This window comes from Streptomyces sp. NPDC048002, from assembly GCF_040653275.1.
GTDB lineage: Bacteria > Actinomycetota > Actinomycetes > Streptomycetales > Streptomycetaceae > Streptomyces.
Window position 1 is genome coordinate 16381 of record NZ_JBEZNL010000057.1, and the last position, 17541, is coordinate 33921.

The following is a 17541-nucleotide window of genomic DNA, read 5'->3' on the forward strand; positions in this document are numbered from 1 at the left end:
GAGGCCGCCCCCGCAGTTCGGGGGGCGGCCTCGTGTCGTTTCGGCCGACCGGTTACCGGTCGGTTCGCAGACCGCCGCCCGGCCGGACGGCTCCGGGATCCACGTGCGGGCACACCGCCCGGCCGACGGCTCCGGAAACCACTCGCAGACATCAGGAGGTGCCGAGCCCATGGCGCTCGACCAGTCCTTCGTCGGGCGGACCTATCCGCCCACCGACCCCTACGAGGTGGGCCGGGAGAAGATCCGCGAGTTCGCGGAGGCGGTGGGTGACGCCAACCCCGCGTACACGGACGCGGAGGCCGCCAAGGCGCTCGGCCACCCCGATGTGATCGCCCCGCCGACCTTCGTCTTCGCGATCACCTTCAAGGCGGCCGGCGAGGTCGTCGCCGATCCGCAGCTCGGCCTGGACTACAGCCGGGTCGTGCACGGCGACCAGAAGTTCGCCTACACCCGCCCGGTGCGGGCCGGCGACCGGCTCTCGGTCACCTCCACGATCGAGGCGATCAAGTCCCTCGCGGGCAACGACATCCTGGACATCCGCGGAGAGGTCCACGACGAGGCGGGGGAGCACGTCGTGACCGCCTGGACGAAGCTGGTCGCCCGCGCGGCCGAGGAGGCGTGAGCAATCCCATGACGGCGAAGATTTCGTACGCCGACGTCGCGGTCGGCACCGAGCTGCCCGCGCAGTCGTTTCCCGTGACCCGCGCCACGCTCGTCCAGTACGCGGGCGCGTCGGGCGACTTCAACCCGATCCACTGGAACGAGAAGTTCGCCCAGGAGGTCGGGCTGCCGGACGTGATCGCGCACGGCATGTTCACCATGGCCGAGGCGGTCCGGGTGGTCACCGACTGGACCGGCGACCCGGGCGCGGTCGTCGAGTACGGCGTCCGCTTCACCAAGCCGGTCGTCGTCCCCAACGACGACCGCGGTGCGGTCATCGAGGTCAGCGGCAAGGTGGCGGCCAAGCTCGACGACAACACCGTGCGGGTGGACCTGACCGCGACCTGCGCCGGGCAGAAGGTGCTCGGCATGTCGCGGGCGGTCGTACGGCTGGCGTGACGCACGAGTGAGTGCGGTGAGGTAAGGGGCGTCCTCCATGGCGGGGCGCCCCTTACTGCGTGCGTGCGGGCGGGTGTGCGTGCGTGCGGGTGTGCGAGGAACCCGCCGCGGTCCGCTTGACTTAGTTAGTGATTGAGTACTAACTTAATCGCATGGTCAGGATGAGCGCAGAAGAGAGGCGCGAGAGCGTCATCCGGGCGGCGACCACCGAGTTCGCCAGGGGCGGCTATCACGGCACGTCGACCGAGGCGATCGCCAAGCGGGTCGGAGTGTCGCAGCCGTATCTCTTCCGGCTCTTCCCGGGCAAGAAAGCGATCTTCCTGGCCGCGGCGGAGCGGTGTGTCGAGGACACGATCCGCACCTTCGAGGAGGCGTCCGAGGGGCTGGAGGGCGAGGAGGCCCTGCACGCCATGGCGAACGCGTACACCAGGGTCATCGTGGAGCACCCCGAGCGGATGCTCATGCAGATGCAGATGTACGTCGCCGTGGCGGCCGCCGAGGCGGAGGGCGACCACGAGTTCGGTGCCACGGTGCGCGACGGCTGGCTGCGCCTGTGGGACACCGTTCATCTGCCGCTCGGCGCGGAGATCGGGCAGACGACCACCTTCATGGCGATCGGCATGCTCATCAACTGCCTGACCGCGATGGGGTTCCCGCCCGAGCACCGGGTGTGGTCGGGGCTCTACCCGGACGTGCGCGACAGCGGCCGGCTTCAGCACTGAGGTAGTCCGGTACGGGGGGCTGAGAGAAGGGCGTTCGGCGCCTTTCCGCGCCCTGGAAACTTAGTCATCAATAACTAACCAAGTGCCACGTGAGCACCCTCTGGGGGAGAGATGTCACAGCAGACCGCACCTCGTTCGGGGCCCGTCTGGGCCCTCGTCATCACCAGCGTCGCCGGATTCATGGCGGCCCTCGACAACCTGGTCGTCACCACCGCGCTGCCCTCCATCCGCGAGGACCTCGGCGGAGGCCTGCACGACCTGGAGTGGACGGTGAGCGCGTACACCCTCACCTTCGCCGTCCTGCTGATGTTCGGCGCGGCGCTCGGTGACCGGTTCGGCCGCCGCCGGCTCTTCCTGGTCGGCATCACGATCTTCACCGGAGCCTCCGCCGCGGCCGCCATGGCACCCGGCATCGACTCCCTGATCGCCGCCCGCGCGGTCCAGGGCGTCGGCGCGGCCATCATGATGCCCCTGACCCTGACCCTGCTGACCGCCGCCGTGCCCGCGGCCAAGCGCGGGATGGCGTTCGGGATCTGGGGCGCGGTCAACGGGCTCGCGGTCGCCTCCGGACCCCTCATCGGCGGCAGCCTCACCGAACACATCTCCTGGCAGTGGATCTTCTGGCTGAACGTTCCGCTGGGCCTGATCCTGCTGCCCCTCGCCCGCCTGCGCCTCGCCGAGTCCCACGGCACCGGAGCCCGGCTCGACATCGTCGGCACCCTGCTGGCCAGCGGCGGCCTCTTCGGCATCGTCTACGGCCTGGTCCGCGGCCCCGCCGACGGCTGGACCGCGCCCCTGGTCCTGACCGGCCTGTTCGCCGGCGGCGCCCTGCTCGTCGGGTTCGTCTACCACGGCATCCACGCCAGGAACCCCATGCTCCCGATGCGGCTGTTCCGCTCCCGCGCCTTCTCCGGGATCAACGCCGCCAGCATGCTGATGTTCCTCGGCATGTTCGGCTCGATCTTCCTGCTCAGCCAGTACATGCAGGGCGTGCTGGGCTACTCGCCGACCGAGGCGGGCCTGCGCATGCTGCCCTGGACCGGTATGCCGATGCTCGTCGCGCCGATCGCCGGCATCCTCTCCGACCGGGTCGGCGGCCGCCCGGTCGTCGCCGCCGGCCTCTTCCTTCAGGCGGCCGGCCTCGGCTACCTGGCCTCCGTGATCACCGCCGACGCCTCCTACGGCGCCCAGCTGCCCGGACTGATCGTCAGCGGCATCGGCATGGCCCTGTTCTTCGCGCCGGCCTCCGCCCTGGTGATGTCCAGCGTCCGCACCTCCGAGCAGGGCATCGCCTCCGGCGCCAACAACGCGCTGCGCGAGGTGGGCGGCGCGCTCGGTATCGCGATCATGTCGTCGATCTTCGCGGCGCAGGGCGGCTACGAGACCGGCCAGACCTTCGTCGACGGACTCAAGCCCGCCCTGGTGACCGGTGCCGCCCTGGTCGCCGTCGCCGGTGTCGCCGCCCTGTGCATCCCGGGCCGCCGCGGTGCCGGGCACACCGACGCCCAGGACACCCCCGCCCCCGTGCTCGAACCCGCCGGACGCTGAGGAGGACACCGTGCCGACCCTTCCCTGGACCGTTCCGAACACCCCGCCCGCCGGCGCCGAGGTACACGTCTTCGCCTCCCGGTTCGAGACCAGCAGCCACTGGGGCGCCCTGAAGTTCTTCCTCCGCACCCCCGGCGTGTGGCGCCAGGTCAGCCGCGCCCCGGGCGCCTACGGGGCCACCCTCAGGGCCCAGCCGCTGCGCCGCACCTTCTGGACCCTCTCCGCGTGGGAGTCGCCGCAGGCCCTGCGGGCCTTCGCCCGGTCCGGCACCCACGCCCCCACCTCGCGCGGCCTGGCCCCGCAGATGAAGGACGCGAAGTACGTCACCTGGACGGCGAAGAGCGACGAACTCCCGCTCGACTGGGCCGAGGCGATCCGCCGCCTCACCTGAGCACGGAGAACCCGCCGCGAAGGACACGAGAACGGCCCCGCCCGAACCGGCGGGGCCGTTCTCGTACCCTTGAGCGCGTGCAGGAACTCCATGACGCCCCGCTCGCCCCTCTGACCACCTTCCGGCTCGGCGGGCCGGCCGCCCGGCTGGTCACCGCCACCACCGACGCCGAGGTGATCGCCGCCGTCCGCGAGGCCGACGCCGCGGGCACCCCGCTGCTGGTCATCGGCGGCGGCTCGAACCTGGTCATCGGTGACGAGGGCTTCGCGGGCACCGCGCTCGTCATCGCCACCCGCGGCTTCGAACTCACCGGGACCCGACTGGAACTGGCGGCCGGCGAGGTGTGGACCGACGCCGTCGCCCGCACCGTGGAGGCCGGACTGGCCGGCGTCGAGTGCCTGGCCGGCATCCCCGGCTCGGCCGGCGCGACCCCGATCCAGAACGTCGGCGCGTACGGCCAGGAGGTCTCCTCCACGATCACCGAAGTGATCGCCTACGACCGCCGCGGCGGCGAGACGGTGACCCTCTCCAACGAGGAGTGCGCCTTCTCCTACCGCCACAGCCGCTTCAAGGCCGACCCCGAGCGGTACGTCGTCCTGCGCGTCCGCTTCGAGCTGGAGGACGCGGACGGACTCTCCGCGCCGCTCAAGTACGCCGAGACCGCTCGCGCCCTCGGCGTCGAGGCCGGTGAGCGGGTGCCGCTGGCCTCGGCCCGCGAGACCGTGCTGAAGCTGCGGGCCGGCAAGGGCATGGTCCTCGACCCCGAGGACCACGACACCTGGTCCGCCGGATCGTTCTTCACCAACCCGATCCTCACCGACGAGCAGTTCGCGCACTTCCACGCGCGCGTGCGCGAGCGGCTCGGCGAGGGCGTGGAGCCCCCGGCCTACCCGGCGGGGGAGGGGCACACCAAGACCTCCGCCGCCTGGCTGATCGACAAGGCGGGCTTCACCAAGGGCTACGGCGACGGGCCCGCCCGCATCTCCGGCAAGCACACCCTCGCCCTCACCAACCGGGGCTCCGCGACCACCGAGGACCTGCTGACGCTGGCCCGCGAGGTCGTCGCCGGAGTGCGCGACGCCTTCGGGATCACGCTGGTCAACGAGCCGGTGACGGTCGGCGTCAGCCTGTAGCCGGGCGCGGGCGCGGGCCTGTGCCCGCGGCGAAACCCCGTTGCGCGGAGCGCGGCCCGGCCGGGACCCTCGGGCCATGAGGCATCGCACATGCGGTTGAGGCTGACCGAGTTCAGACCCCGGACCGGACCCCACGAACACCGCGTGGTCCAGCCCCGGACCCCCCTCCGGCACACCTCACTGACCGCCCCCGAACCCATCGGCCTGCTGCTCGGCGACCACGACGGCCTGAACCGGCTCGCGGGCCTGTTCGCCTTCGCCGCCCGCTCCCGGCACACGGTCGTGCACATCCCCCTGCGCGACGGAGTCCCGCCCGACGAGGGCTTCGGCGACCGCGTCGACCTGGTCCTCGCCCACCGCACCCTCGGTCTGCGCCCCAGCCGGTGGCCCGGGCTGCGCGGCCGACTGCGCGCGGGCACCCCGCTCACCGTCCGCACCGACGAGGCGCGCACCGCCCGGCACGCCGAGTCCTGGCACACGGCCCAGCGGCGGCCGGACCTGCGGGAGGACTTCCGGCACACCACCCACGCCCGTACGTTCTTCCTGTTCGGCACGCCGGGCCTGTTCGCCCACACCGCCACCGAATGCGCCTACGCGGCGGGCTTCGGCCCGCGCCACAAGGGCGTCGGCAAGGGGCACTCGGTGTTCATGTCCGGCTTGGCGCTGGACCAGCCACCGGGCGGCGGGCACCCCTACGAGGTGCTGATCTGCTTCAAGCCGTATCCGCCCTACGCGCACTTCAGACGACCGGGCGGGTCAGCCACTCGTCCACGCCGCCCAGCAGCCGCCCCTTGACGTCCTCCGGCGCCGCCGACGCCCGCACCGACTGCCGTGCCAGCTCCGCCAGTTCGGCGTCGCTGAAGGCGTGGTGCTGCCGGGCGATGTCGTACTGGGCCGCCAGCCGGGAGCCGAAGAGCAGCGGGTCGTCCGCGCCGAGGGCCATCGGGACCCCGGCGTCGAACAGCCGGCGCAGGGGGACGTCCTCGGGCTTCTCGTAGACGCCGAGGGCCACGTTCGACGCCGGGCACACCTCGCAGGTCACGCCCCGGTCGGCCAGCCGCTTGAGCAGCCTGGGGTCCTCCGCGGCGCGTACCCCGTGGCCGATGCGGTGGGCGTCCAGGTCGTCGAGGCAGTCGCGGACCGAGGACGGTCCGGTCAGCTCGCCGCCGTGCGGGGCGGACAGCAGCCCGCCCTCCCGGGCGATGGCGAAGGCCCGGTCGAAGTCCCGCGCCATGCCCCGGCGTTCGTCGTTCGACAGCCCGAAGCCGACCACCCCGCGGTCCGCGTACCGCACCGCCAGCCGGGCCAGGGTGCGGGCGTCCAGCGGGTGCTTCATCCGGTTCGCCGCCACCAGGACCCGCATGCCCAGGCCGGTCTCCCGGGACGTCGTCTCCACCGCGTCCAGGATGACCTCCAGCGCCGGGATCAGACCCCCGAGCCGGGGCGCGTACGACGTCGGGTCCACCTGGATCTCCAACCAGCCCGAGCCGTCCCGCAGATCCTCCTCGGCGGCCTCGCGCACCAGGCGCTGGATGTCCTCGGGCTCCCTCAGGCAGGAGCGCGCCGCGTCGTACAGGCGCTGGAAGCGGAACCACCCCCGCTCGTCCGTCGCCCGCAGCTTCGGCGGCTCCCCGCTGGTCAGTGCCTCGGTGAGCACCTCGGGCAGTCGTACGCCGTACTTGTCGGCCAGCTCCAGGACGGTGCCGGGTCGCATCGACCCGGTGAAGTGCAGGTGCAGATGGGCCTTCGGCAGGTCAGAGACATCACGTACACGCTCCATCCCAGGATCCTGCCGTACGGCACCGCCGTCCCGGTAGCGCTTTCCCCGTTCGTGGTCTTGCTCGCACAAACGAACTGGGCGCCCGGGGAGTCCCCGGGCGCCCAGTAGGAAATCCCGCCGTTACTTGGCCTCGGCCAGCAGCTTCTGGATCCGGCTCACACCCTCGACGAGGTCCTCGTCACCGAGCGCGTACGACAGCCGCAGGTAGCCCGGCGTACCGAAGGCCTCGCCCGGGACGGCCGCGACCTCGGCCTCCTCCAGGATCAGCTCGGCCAGCTCCACACTGGACTGCGGCCGCTTGCCGCGGATCTCCTTGCCCAGCAGGCCCTTCACCGACGGGTACGCGTAGAAGGCGCCCTCGGGCTCCGGGCAGACCACGCCGTCGATCTCGTTGAGCATCCGCACGATCGTCTTGCGGCGCCGGTCGAAGGCCTCGCGCATGGTCGCGACCGCGTCCAGGTCGCCCGAGACGGCGGCCAGCGCCGCGACCTGGGCGACGTTGGAGACGTTCGAGGTGGCGTGCGACTGGAGGTTCGTCGCGGCCTTGACGACGTCCTTCGGGCCGATGATCCAGCCGACCCGCCAGCCCGTCATGGCGTACGTCTTGGCGACGCCGTTGACGACGATGCACTTGTCGCGCAGCTCGGGCAGGACCGCGGGCAGCGAGGTGAAGGTCGCGTCGCCGTAGACGAGGTGCTCGTAGATCTCGTCCGTCATCACCCACAGGCCGTGCTCCACGGCCCAGCGGCCGATCGCCTCGGCCTCCTCGACGCTGTAGACCGCGCCGGTCGGGTTGGAGGGGGAGACGAAGAGGACGACCTTGGTCTTCTCCGTGCGGGCCGCCTCCAGCTGCTCGACGGAGACGCGGTAGTTCGTCGTCTCGTCGGCGACGACGTCCACCGGGACACCGCCGGCCAGCCGGATCGACTCGGGGTAGGTCGTCCAGTAGGGGGCGGGGACGATGACCTCGTCGCCCGGGTCGAGGATCGCGGCGAAGGCCTCGTAGATGGCCTGCTTGCCGCCGTTGGTGACGAGGATCTGGGAGACCTCGGGCTCGTAGCCGGAGTCACGCAGCGTCTTCGCGGCGATGGCGGCCTTCAGCTCGGGCAGACCGCCGGCCGGGGTGTAGCGGTGGTACTTCGGGTTCTTGCAGGCCTCGACGGCCGCCTCGACGACGTAGTCCGGGGTCGGGAAGTCGGGCTCGCCCGCGCCGAAGCCGATCACCGGACGCCCGGCGGCCTTGAGGGCCTTGGCCTTGGCGTCCACGGCGAGGGTGGCGGACTCGGAGATCGCGCCGATTCGGGCGGAGACCCGGCGCTCGGTGGGAGGGGTTGCAGCGCTCATGGGCCCCATCGTTTCAGACCCGAAACGCCCGCGGCACGCGGGTTTCACAGACTGAACAACGACTGAACAACCGTCCGGATCCACCCCGCACGCTGGGCGATCTTCCACCCCCAAGGCTCCTACGGGCACTTTCTGTTCGACGGGGGGCCCCGGACCACGTACACTCTCACCTCGTTGGCCCTCAACAGCCCGCACTCGTACGGTGCACACCGAGCACCCGTCCGGATGCGGTACGTTGGTGGACACACAAAGGGTCGTAGCTCAATTGGTAGAGCACTGGTCTCCAAAACCAGCGGTTGGGGGTTCAAGTCCCTCCGGCCCTGCTACACACTCCTTCGCCAGGGATGTGTGCGCATGTACGTACAGAAATGCACCGCCGTGCGGCTCGAACCGGGCGCGGCACGGCCACGACCCGGAATCAGGTGAGGACGAGTGACGGACGCCGTGGGCTCCATCGACATGCCTGATGCCGAGAAGAAGACACGCAAGGGCGGTAAGCGCGCCAAGAAGGGCCCGCTGAAGCGGCTTGCCCTCTTCTACCGCCAGGTCGTCGCAGAGCTCCGCAAGGTCGTCTGGCCGACGCGCAGTCAGCTCACGACGTACACCACCGTGGTGATTGTCTTCGTCGTCATCATGATCGGCCTGGTCACCGTGATTGACTATGGGCTCGACCACGCAGCCAAGTACGTCTTCGGCTGAGCCAGCAGCGAAGGGCGCCGCGGTTACCGGCGCCCCTTTTCGCGTGTTCCACCCCCTGTACCCAGGAAGAAGCAGCCACCGTGTCTGACCAGAACCTGAACGACGCCGTCGAGCCGGACGAGACCCTGTCCGTGGAGGACGAGCTCGACATCGTCGAGGGCGCGGACGAGGACCTGGACGAGGTCGAGGCTGCCGACGCCGACGCGGGCGAGCCCGCCGAGGAAGCGGCCGTTCACGTCGAGGACGAGACCGAAGAGGACGTCACCGAAGAGGACGTCGAGGACGAGGCCGCCGAGGCCGACCTCGAAGAGGCCGAGGAGGAGCCGGCGGAGCCGGTCGACCCCATCGCCGCCCTCCGCGAGGAACTCCGGGTCCTGCCCGGCGAGTGGTACGTGATCCACACCTACGCCGGCTACGAGAACCGCGTGAAGACCAACCTGGAGCAGCGCGCCGTCTCGCTGAACGTCGAGGACTACATCTTCCAGGCCGAGGTGCCGCAGGAAGAGGTCGTCCAGATCAAGAACGGCGACCGCAAGACGATCCGCCAGAACAAGCTCCCCGGCTACGTCCTGGTCCGCATGGACCTCACCAACGAGTCCTGGGGTGTCGTCCGCAACACCCCCGGCGTCACCGGCTTCGTGGGCAACGCCTACGACCCGTACCCGCTGACGCTGGACGAGATCGTGAAGATGCTCGCCCCGGAGGCCGAGGAGAAGGCCGCCCGTGAGGCGGCCGAGGCCGAGGGCAAGCCGGCGCCGCAGCGCAAGGTCGAGGTCCAGGTGCTGGACTTCGAGGTCGGCGACGCGGTCACCGTCACCGACGGCCCCTTCGCCACCCTCCAGGCCACGATCAACGAGATCAACCCCGACTCCAAGAAGGTCAAGGGTCTCGTCGAGATCTTCGGCCGGGAGACGCCGGTCGAGCTGTCGTTCGACCAGATCCAGAAGAACTAGTTCTCTCTGGCCGCACCGCTTCCGACCAGGTCAGGTGGGCGCTTCCGCGTCCTGCCTGACCTGCTCGGTTTTTGACCGCGCATCCATACCCGTTATCGTTGTGCGGTATGCCTGCGTTCGGGTGGTCCCCGCGCGCAGGCAGGACCCGAATCGAAAGGACCCGGAGAGCTATGCCTCCCAAGAAGAAGAAGGTCACGGGGCTCATCAAGCTCCAGATCCAGGCCGGTGCCGCCAACCCGGCTCCGCCGGTCGGCCCCGCGCTGGGTCAGCACGGCGTCAACATCATGGAGTTCTGCAAGGCGTACAACGCCGCGACCGAGTCGCAGCGCGGTTGGGTCATCCCGGTGGAGATCACGGTCTACGAGGACCGTTCCTTCACCTTCATCACCAAGACCCCGCCGGCCGCGAAGATGATCCTCAAGGCCGCTGGTGTCGAGAAGGGCTCCGGCGAGCCGCACAAGACCAAGGTCGCCAAGATCACCGAGGCGCAGGTCCGCGAGATCGCCACCACCAAGATGCCCGACCTCAACGCCAACGACCTGGACGCCGCCGCGAAGATCATCGCCGGCACCGCCCGTTCCATGGGCATCACGGTCGAGGGCTGATCCCCACCTTCGCGCCACGCGGCTAAAGCCGCACAGCCAGGACAGAGTGGTAGGGCCTGCTCGGCCCGCGACCACGACTCCTAAGAAACCCCAGGAGCAGTAGTGAGCAAGCGCAGCAAGTCTCTCCGCGCTGCGGACGCCAAGATCGACCGGGAGAAGCTCTACGCCCCGCTCGAGGCCGTCCGTCTCGCCAAGGAGACCTCCACGTCCAAGTTCGACGGCACCGTCGAGGTCGCCTTCCGTCTGGGTGTCGACCCGCGCAAGGCCGACCAGATGGTCCGTGGCACCGTGAACCTGCCGCACGGCACCGGCAAGACTGCCCGGGTCCTGGTCTTCGCGACCGGTGACCGTGCTGCGGCCGCGGAGGCCGCGGGCGCCGACATCGTCGGCTCCGACGAACTGATCGACGAGGTGGCGAAGGGCCGTCTGGACTTCGACGCCGTCGTCGCCACCCCGGACCTCATGGGCAAGGTCGGCCGCCTCGGCCGCGTGCTCGGTCCGCGTGGTCTGATGCCGAACCCGAAGACCGGCACCGTGACGCCGGACGTCGCCAAGGCTGTCAACGACATCAAGGGCGGCAAGATCGAGTTCCGCGTCGACAAGCACTCGAACCTGCACTTCATCATCGGCAAGACGTCGTTCGACGACACCAAGCTGGTGGAGAACTACGGCGCGGCCCTGGAGGAGATCCTCCGTCTGAAGCCGTCCGCCGCCAAGGGTCGCTACATCAAGAAGGCCGCCATCAGCACCACGATGGGCCCCGGCATTCCGCTCGACTCGAACCGCACCCGCAACCTCCTCGTCGAGGAGGACCCGGCCGCGGTCTGAGCCTGACGGCCCACCGAAGTCGGTCACGGGCCCCGCACCTTCACCGGTGCGGGGCCCGTTCCCGTTCCCCCCGGCGCCAACGGCGCCCCAGCGGCCCGGAATTGAGAGGACCGCTTCCACGGTGATCGGTTACGCTCGCGGCTCCGCTGTGCATCGCTCATGTGTTCCTTGGGGGGAATCGATGAAGACGTCCGTACGCCGCATACGCCGCTCCACGCACCGCCGCGCCCTCGGCGCCGGGCTCGCCGCCGTGGCCCTCGCCGCCGGCGCGGTGAGCTGTTCCAAGGGGGACGCCGAGGAGTCGCCGAAGATGACTCCCGCGGCCGCCGTGGCCGAGGCGGCCAAGAACTCCGACGACATCACCTCCCTGCGCTACAGCATGTCGGGCGAGGTTCCGGAGACGGGCCGGGTCAAGGCCGAGGCCAGCATGCGCATGGAGCCCGACCTGGCGATGAGCATGAAGATGACCGCCCTCGACGAGGGCGCGGACGGCACGGTCGAGATCCGGCTCGTCGACAAGGCCATGTACCTCGGCGGCAACCCCGAGATGGCCAAGGAAATGGACGGCAAGAGCTGGATGAAGTTCGACATGTCCGCGCTCGGCGACGACGCGCTCGGCGGGGGCGCGCCCGGGGCGAGCCAGGCCGAGCAGAACCCGGCGGCCGACTCCACGCTCCTCACCGGCTCCAAGGACCTGGAGAAGGTCGGCACCGAGACCGTCGACGGCGTCGAGACGACCCACTACAAGGGCACCGTCCCCCTCGACACGCTCCGCGACTCCCTGAAGGACGAGGACAAGGACGTCCGGGAGAAGCGCGAGAAGAGCCTTGAGCAGTACGAGGACATGGGCATCGAGACGCTCACGATGGACATGTGGATCGACGGCGAGGACCACACCAAGCAGTTCCGGGTGAAGGGCGAGGGGGACAAGGGCCCGCTCGACCTGACCATCACCTTCCTCGACTACAACCAGCCGGTCACCGTGAAGGCGCCGCCCGCCCAGGACACCTTCGACCTGGCCGAGATGATGCAGGAGATGGAGGAGGGCTGAGCGCCCCAGGACCGGATTTGCCCCGCGGGGATCCGGTCACGTACTCTCCTTGAGAAGCCCAAGACCGCTGGTCGTTGCCGTGCGCTCGCAAGAGGGCGCGGTGGCCGAAGGATCCGCTGAACTGCGGACGACCCGCGCAGGTGACTGTGGAAGTGCTCCTGGATCGGTTCCGTTCCAGCGGAATCCCATCCGGTTGAGCTACGCCCCGTGCGCCTGCGCCGGGGCGTTTCGTTTTCCCCAGTCCTCCTTCGGGTCCGCGCGGTCCGAATCACCCGGAAGGAGGCCGAGGCTCTATGGCGAGGCCCGACAAGGCTGCCGCGGTTGCCGAGCTGACGGACAAGTTCCGCAGCTCCAGCGCTGCCGTGCTGACCGAGTACCGCGGTCTCACCGTGGCGCAGCTCAAGACGCTGCGTCGTTCGCTCGGTGAGAACGCCCAGTACGCCGTGGTGAAGAACACGCTGACCAAGATTGCGGCCAACGAGGCCGGGATCACGCTGGACGACCAGCTCTTCGCTGGTCCGACTGCCGTCGCCTTCGTCACCGGTGACCCGGTGGAGTCGGCGAAGGGTCTTCGTGACTTCGCCAAGGACAACCCGAACCTCATCATCAAGGGCGGTGTCCTTGACGGTAAGGCGCTGTCCGCCGATGAGATCAAGAAGCTTGCGGACCTTGAGTCCCGCGAGGTTCTGCTCGCCAAGCTGGCGGGCGCCATGAAGGGCAAGCAGACGCAGACTGCGCAGCTCTTCCAGGCGCTTCCCTCGAAGCTCGTCCGCACCGTGGACGCCCTTCGCGCCAAGCAGGACGAGCAGGGCGGTGCCGAGTAATTCGGCTCGCATCATGATCGCCGCTTGAGGCCCCGCGCCTGAAGCAGCGGTCGTCGCGGGCCGAATGTACGCCCGCCATTCATGTACATCCGGCACCAGCCGAATTAGTGGAAGGAAAGCCACCATGGCTCTCACCCAGGACGAACTGCTCGCCGAGTTCGAGACGATGACCCTCATCCAGCTCTCCGAGTTCGTGAAGGCGTTCGAGGAGAAGTTCGACGTCACCGCCGCCGCCGCGACCGTCGTCGCCGGTCCGGCCGGCCCGGGCGCCGTTGCCGAGGCCGAGGAGGAGAAGGACGAGTTCGACGTCATCCTCACCGGTGCCGGCGACAAGAAGATCCAGGTCATCAAGGTCGTGCGCGAGCTGACCTCCCTGGGTCTCAAGGAGGCCAAGGACCTCGTGGACGGCGCCCCGAAGCCCGTTCTCGAGAAGGTCGCCAAGGACGCCGCCGAGAAGGCCGCCGAGTCCCTCAAGGGCGCCGGCGCCTCCGTCGAGGTCAAGTAAGACCTCACGGGTCCGCACGGACTCACAGCGAGCTGATTGCGGCCTGAGAAGGCTGTAACGCGAGCGCACCGAAGAGCGATCATCCATCCGGGTGGTCGCTCTTCGGCGTTCCTGGAGGGGCGGTCGCGGTTGCCTTGCACCTGAGGTCACGAGGGGTATGGTGATCTTCGTCGTGTCTCCGGCGGGACCCCGGTTGGGCAAGACAGGTCTTGACGAACCGCACGCAGCGCGCAATTCTCAGGACGCGTCGTCACAACGGTCCGAATCCGAGGCATGGATCGACGGCGAAGAGGGCAGTATCAACGTGCATCGAGGGCGGGCATGCCGAGGGCGTTGAGGACGACGAGGGTCGCTAAGAGGGTTCGGAAAAACCCGGACTGGACATCAGTGTGCCAAGTGGCTACACTGACCCTTTGCGCTGCCTGTTAGCTGTCCCCTGCCCGTCACCAGGGGCATGCCCTCACCTGAGCACAGACGACCGGACCATCCCTGACCTGGCCAAACGGCCATCTGAGGGAAAGACCGTCCGCTGTGTCCCGGAGAGGGGCCGGTACGCGCGTAGTGAGTCCGAGCCCTCGGAAGGACCCCCTCTTGGCCGCCTCGCGCACTGCCTCGAACGCGAATACGAACAACGGCGCCAGCACCGCCCCGCTGCGCATCTCCTTTGCAAAGATCAAGGAGCCCCTCGAGGTTCCCAACCTGCTCGCGCTGCAGACCGAGAGCTTTGACTGGCTGCTCGGGAACACCGCGTGGCAGAGTCGGGTCGAGGAGGCTCTGGAGTCCGGTCAGGACGTCCCCACCAAGTCCGGTCTGGAGGAGATCTTCGAGGAGATCTCCCCGATCGAGGACTTCTCCGGGTCGATGTCGCTGACCTTCCGCGACCACCGCTTCGAGCCGCCGAAGAACAGCATCGACGAGTGCAAGGAGCGCGACTTCACGTACGCCGCTCCGCTCTTCGTGACGGCAGAGTTCACCAACAACGAGACCGGCGAGATCAAGTCCCAGACGGTCTTCATGGGCGACTTCCCGCTCATGACCAACAAGGGCACCTTCGTCATCAACGGCACCGAGCGTGTCGTGGTGTCCCAGCTGGTTCGCTCGCCCGGTGTCTACTTCGACTCCTCCATCGACAAGACGTCCGACAAGGACATCTTCTCGGCCAAGATCATCCCGTCCCGGGGTGCCTGGCTGGAGATGGAGATCGACAAGCGCGACATGGTCGGTGTCCGCATCGACCGCAAGCGCAAGCAGTCCGTCACCGTCCTGCTCAAGGCGCTCGGCTGGACCACCGAGCAGATTCTTGAGGAGTTCGGCGAGTACGAGTCCATGCGCGCCACCCTGGAGAAGGACCACACCCAGGGCCAGGACGACGCGCTGCTCGACATCTACCGCAAGCTGCGTCCGGGCGAGCCCCCCACGCGTGAGGCCGCGCAGACGCTGCTGGAGAACCTGTACTTCAACCCCAAGCGCTACGACCTGGCCAAGGTCGGCCGCTACAAGGTCAACAAGAAGCTGGGCGCCGACGCTCCGCTGGACGCGGGTGTCCTGACCGTCGAGGACGTCATCTCGACGATCAAGTACCTGGTCAAGCTGCACGCCGGCGAGACCGAGACCACTGGGGACAGCGGCGGCACGATCGTCGTCGAGACCGACGACATCGACCACTTCGGCAACCGTCGTCTGCGCAGCGTCGGCGAGCTCATCCAGAACCAGGTCCGTACGGGTCTGGCTCGTATGGAGCGCGTCGTGCGTGAGCGCATGACGACCCAGGACGTCGAGGCGATCACGCCGCAGACCCTGATCAACATCCGGCCGGTCGTCGCCTCCATCAAGGAGTTCTTCGGCACCAGCCAGCTGTCGCAGTTCATGGACCAGAACAACCCGCTGTCGGGTCTCACCCACAAGCGCCGTCTGTCGGCTCTTGGCCCGGGTGGTCTCTCCCGTGAGCGGGCCGGCTTCGAGGTCCGTGACGTGCACCCCTCGCACTACGGCCGCATGTGCCCGATCGAGACCCCCGAAGGCCCGAACATCGGTCTGATCGGCTCGCTCGCCTCCTACGGCCGCGTCAACGCGTTCGGTTTCGTCGAGACCCCGTACCGCAAGGTCGTCGACGGACAGGTCACCGACGAGGTCGACTACCTGACCGCCGACGAGGAGGACCGCTTCGTCATCGCGCAGGCCAACGCCACGCTCGGCGACGACATGCGCTTCGCCGAGGCCCGCGTGCTGGTCCGCCGTCGTGGCGGCGAGGTCGACTACGTCGGCCCCGAGGACGTGGACTACATGGACGTCTCGCCGCGCCAGATGGTGTCGGTCGCGACCGCCATGATCCCCTTCCTGGAGCACGACGACGCCAACCGTGCCCTCATGGGCGCGAACATGATGCGTCAGGCCGTGCCGCTGATTAAGTCCGAGTCCCCGCTCGTCGGCACCGGCATGGAGTACCGCTCCGCCGTCGACGCCGGTGACGTGGTCAAGGCGGAGAAGGCGGGTGTGGTCCAGGAGGTCTCCGCGGACTACATCACCACCGCCAACGACGACGGCACGTACATCACGTACCGCCTGGCCAAGTTCGCCCGCTCCAACCAGGGCACCTCGGTCAACCAGAAGGTCATCGTCAACGAGGGCGACCGGATCATCGAGGGCCAGGTCCTGGCCGACGGTCCGGCCACCGAGAACGGCGAGATGGCGCTCGGCAAGAACCTGCTGGTCGCGTTCATGCCGTGGGAGGGTCACAACTACGAGGACGCGATCATCCTGTCGCAGCGCCTCGTGCAGGACGACGTCCTCTCCTCGATCCACATCGAGGAGCACGAGGTCGACGCCCGTGACACCAAGCTCGGCCCCGAGGAGATCACCCGGGACATCCCGAACGTCTCCGAGGAGGTCCTCGCCGACCTCGACGAGCGCGGCATCATCCGGATCGGTGCCGAGGTCGTCGCCGGTGACATCCTCGTCGGCAAGGTCACCCCGAAGGGCGAGACCGAGCTGACCCCCGAGGAGCGCCTGCTCCGCGCGATCTTCGGTGAGAAGGCCCGCGAGGTCCGTGACACCTCCCTGAAGGTGCCGCACGGCGAGATCGGCAAGATCATCGGCGTGCGCGTCTTCGACCGCGAGGAGGGCGACGAGCTGCCTCCCGGTGTGAACCAGCTGGTGCGCGTCTACGTCGCGCAGAAGCGCAAGATCACCGACGGTGACAAGCTCGCCGGCCGTCACGGCAACAAGGGCGTCATCTCCAAGATCCTGCCGATCGAGGACATGCCGTTCCTGGAGGACGGCACTCCGGTCGACATCATCCTCAACCCGCTCGGTGTCCCGTCCCGAATGAACCCGGGACAGGTCCTGGAGATCCACCTGGGCTGGCTCGCCAGCCGCGGCTGGGACGTCTCCGGGCTCGCCGACGAGTGGGCCGAGCGCCTCCAGGCGATCGGCGCCGACTCCGTCGCTCCGGGCACCAACGTCGCGACCCCGGTCTTCGACGGTGCGCGCGAGGACGAGCTGGCCGGTCTGCTCCAGCACACCATCCCCAACCGCGACGGCGAGCGCATGGTGCTCCCGTCCGGCAAGGCGCGGCTGTTCGACGGCCGCAGCGGTGAGCCGTTCCCGGACCCGATCTCGGTCGGCTACATGTACATCCTGAAGCTGCACCACCTGGTCGACGACAAGCTGCACGCCCGGTCGACCGGTCCGTACTCGATGATCACCCAGCAGCCGCTGGGTGGTAAGGCTCAGTTCGGTGGCCAGCGGTTCGGTGAGATGGAGGTGTGGGCGCTGGAGGCTTACGGCGCCGCCTACGCCCTCCAGGAGCTGCTGACCATCAAGTCCGACGACGTCACCGGCCGCGTGAAGGTCTACGAGGCCATCGTCAAGGGCGAGAACATCCCCGAGCCCGGCATCCCCGAGTCCTTCAAGGTGCTCATCAAGGAGATGCAGTCCCTGTGCCTCAACGTGGAGGTGCTGTCCTCGGACGGCATGTCCATCGAGATGCGCGACACCGACGAGGATGTCTTCCGCGCTGCGGAGGAGCTTGGCATCGACCTGTCCCGGCGCGAGCCGAGCAGCGTCGAAGAGGTCTGACGGGAGTCCGGCGGCCTTCGCC

General features: G+C 68.9%; 17 protein-coding genes and 1 tRNA gene. 16 read left to right on the plus strand and 2 right to left on the minus strand.

The features are described 5' to 3' along the window. The first annotated feature begins 169 nt into the window (after positions 1 to 169). The 7 genes from AB0E07_RS37420 to AB0E07_RS37450 all read left to right on the plus strand — a co-directional run bounded on the left by AB0E07_RS37420 (position 170) and on the right by AB0E07_RS37450 (position 5648). Positions 170 to 622 (plus strand): MaoC family dehydratase N-terminal domain-containing protein, encoded by a 453-nt coding sequence (locus AB0E07_RS37420; RefSeq protein WP_362262196.1) that lies wholly within the window; start codon positions 170 to 172, stop codon positions 620 to 622. Between the two features lie 8 nt (positions 623 to 630). Continuing rightward, positions 631 to 1059, plus strand: coding sequence for a MaoC family dehydratase (locus tag AB0E07_RS37425; protein ID WP_362262198.1), 429 nt, complete (start codon positions 631 to 633; stop codon positions 1057 to 1059). Between the two features lie 152 nt (positions 1060 to 1211). Next, positions 1212 to 1781 carry a TetR/AcrR family transcriptional regulator gene (locus tag AB0E07_RS37430; protein WP_362262201.1) on the plus strand — a complete coding sequence of 190 codons (570 nt, stop codon included), beginning with the start codon at positions 1212 to 1214 and terminating at the stop codon, positions 1779 to 1781. A 111-nt stretch (positions 1782 to 1892) separates the two neighbouring features. Beyond that, on the plus strand, positions 1893 to 3329 hold the full coding sequence (locus tag AB0E07_RS37435; protein WP_362262204.1) for an MFS transporter: 1437 nt from the start codon (positions 1893 to 1895) through the stop codon (positions 3327 to 3329). A gap of 10 nt (positions 3330 to 3339) precedes the next feature. Then, positions 3340 to 3720 carry a DUF3291 domain-containing protein gene (locus AB0E07_RS37440; RefSeq protein ID WP_362262206.1) on the plus strand — a complete coding sequence of 127 codons (381 nt, stop codon included), beginning with the start codon at positions 3340 to 3342 and terminating at the stop codon, positions 3718 to 3720. Beyond that, entirely contained in the window at positions 3717 to 4853 is a 1137-nt protein-coding gene (locus tag AB0E07_RS37445; RefSeq protein ID WP_362262253.1) for a UDP-N-acetylmuramate dehydrogenase, read from the plus strand. Before AB0E07_RS37440 ends, AB0E07_RS37445 begins: the two co-directional genes overlap by 4 nt. 90 nt (positions 4854 to 4943) lie before the next feature. Beyond that, positions 4944 to 5648 carry a hypothetical protein gene (locus AB0E07_RS37450; RefSeq protein ID WP_362262209.1) on the plus strand — a complete coding sequence of 235 codons (705 nt, stop codon included), beginning with the start codon at positions 4944 to 4946 and terminating at the stop codon, positions 5646 to 5648. Here AB0E07_RS37450 and AB0E07_RS37455 read toward each other — a convergent pair. Then, positions 5593 to 6633, minus strand: a complete 1041-nt coding sequence (locus AB0E07_RS37455; RefSeq protein WP_362262212.1) for an adenosine deaminase — start codon at positions 6631 to 6633, stop codon at positions 5593 to 5595. The genes AB0E07_RS37450 and AB0E07_RS37455 overlap by 56 nt on opposite strands. A 120-nt stretch (positions 6634 to 6753) precedes the next feature. After that, positions 6754 to 7977: a pyridoxal phosphate-dependent aminotransferase gene (locus tag AB0E07_RS37460; protein ID WP_362262215.1), complete on the minus strand. Its 1224-nt coding sequence runs from the start codon at positions 7975 to 7977 to the stop codon at positions 6754 to 6756. A gap of 250 nt (positions 7978 to 8227) precedes the next feature. On the opposite strand from AB0E07_RS37460, the gene AB0E07_RS37465 reads away from it, so the two are divergent. The 9 genes from AB0E07_RS37465 to rpoB all read left to right on the plus strand — a co-directional run bounded on the left by AB0E07_RS37465 (position 8228) and on the right by rpoB (position 17519). After that, positions 8228 to 8300: transfer RNA gene (locus AB0E07_RS37465), tRNA-Trp, on the plus strand. 109 nt (positions 8301 to 8409) lie between these two features. Further along, positions 8410 to 8676 carry a preprotein translocase subunit SecE gene (secE, locus tag AB0E07_RS37470; protein WP_362262218.1) on the plus strand — a complete coding sequence of 89 codons (267 nt, stop codon included), beginning with the start codon at positions 8410 to 8412 and terminating at the stop codon, positions 8674 to 8676. Between the two features lie 80 nt (positions 8677 to 8756). After that, positions 8757 to 9629 carry a transcription termination/antitermination protein NusG gene (gene nusG, locus AB0E07_RS37475; protein ID WP_362262221.1) on the plus strand — a complete coding sequence of 291 codons (873 nt, stop codon included), beginning with the start codon at positions 8757 to 8759 and terminating at the stop codon, positions 9627 to 9629. A 170-nt stretch (positions 9630 to 9799) separates the two neighbouring features. Beyond that, complete coding sequence (gene rplK, locus AB0E07_RS37480) at positions 9800 to 10234, plus strand: 50S ribosomal protein L11 (RefSeq protein WP_028805116.1); 435 nt, start codon at positions 9800 to 9802, stop codon at positions 10232 to 10234. 102 nt (positions 10235 to 10336) lie between these two features. After that, the gene (gene rplA / locus AB0E07_RS37485) at positions 10337 to 11062 is read left to right on the plus strand and encodes a 50S ribosomal protein L1 (protein WP_362262223.1); all 726 of its coding nucleotides are present in this window, start codon (positions 10337 to 10339) and stop codon (positions 11060 to 11062) included. A gap of 181 nt (positions 11063 to 11243) precedes the next feature. Next, positions 11244 to 12113 (plus strand): DUF1396 domain-containing protein, encoded by an 870-nt coding sequence (locus tag AB0E07_RS37490; RefSeq protein ID WP_362262226.1) that lies wholly within the window; start codon positions 11244 to 11246, stop codon positions 12111 to 12113. A gap of 293 nt (positions 12114 to 12406) precedes the next feature. Further along, complete coding sequence (gene rplJ, locus AB0E07_RS37495) at positions 12407 to 12937, plus strand: 50S ribosomal protein L10 (RefSeq protein ID WP_362262228.1); 531 nt, start codon at positions 12407 to 12409, stop codon at positions 12935 to 12937. Between the two features lie 124 nt (positions 12938 to 13061). Beyond that, entirely contained in the window at positions 13062 to 13442 is a 381-nt protein-coding gene (rplL, locus tag AB0E07_RS37500) for a 50S ribosomal protein L7/L12 (RefSeq protein WP_362262231.1), read from the plus strand. Between the two features lie 591 nt (positions 13443 to 14033). Then, on the plus strand, positions 14034 to 17519 hold the full coding sequence (gene rpoB, locus AB0E07_RS37505; protein ID WP_362262234.1) for a DNA-directed RNA polymerase subunit beta: 3486 nt from the start codon (positions 14034 to 14036) through the stop codon (positions 17517 to 17519). Positions 17520 to 17541: the final 22 nt, after the last annotated feature.